Origin of the sequence: Pseudoxanthomonas taiwanensis, assembly GCF_010093135.1 — a bacterium.
GTDB lineage: Bacteria > Pseudomonadota > Gammaproteobacteria > Xanthomonadales > Xanthomonadaceae > Pseudoxanthomonas > Pseudoxanthomonas taiwanensis.
The window spans coordinates 1-541 of record NZ_PDWK01000157.1; the positions used below are offsets into that span (position 1 = coordinate 1).

Consider the following 541-nt stretch of genomic DNA (forward strand, 5'->3'; position numbering starts at 1 on the left):
TGCGTCCGTAAGGCGGGGAAACCCGCCAAAAACCGCCCCGCACGGGCGAAATCCGGCTCGAAAGCGACGCCAGGCCGGCGCCACGATGCCGCAATCCGGGCGGCAGAGCGGGTTGTTCAGACCTTCCTTAGACTCAACTTCCAAGTGCAACGCCCCCATATCAGGGCGTTGCCATGTCCAGAACCTACCACCATCTGAGTCCCGAAGACCGCGCCGTGATCATGATCGAACGCCAGAACGGCAGCAGTCTGCGTTCGATTGCGCGCCGCCTGGGCCGTTCGCCTTCTACCGTGTCGCGTGAGCTGCAGCGGGCCGGACCTGGCGCCTACGACGCGACGCGGGCCAGCCAAGGGTACCGCCAGCGCCGCGGCACCAGTCGCCGTCCGCGCTTGCTGCTCCCGGGCACTGCGCTGTACCAGCACGTGCACGACCGGCGGGTCTTCTCGCGCTGGTCGCCGCAGCAAATTGCCGCCAGACTGCGGCAGATGCCCGACGCCGAACGTCCCGGTCTGGTCAGCCACGAAACGATCTATGCGACCAT

1 protein-coding gene is annotated in these 541 nt (G+C 66.7%); it reads left to right on the top strand.

Features of this window, described 5'->3' with window-relative positions:
• Window positions 1–173: 173 nt before the first annotated feature.
• Window positions 174–541: helix-turn-helix domain-containing protein (locus tag CR938_RS14350; RefSeq protein WP_162125627.1), on the top strand; the 368-nt coding region annotated here is incomplete at its 3' end.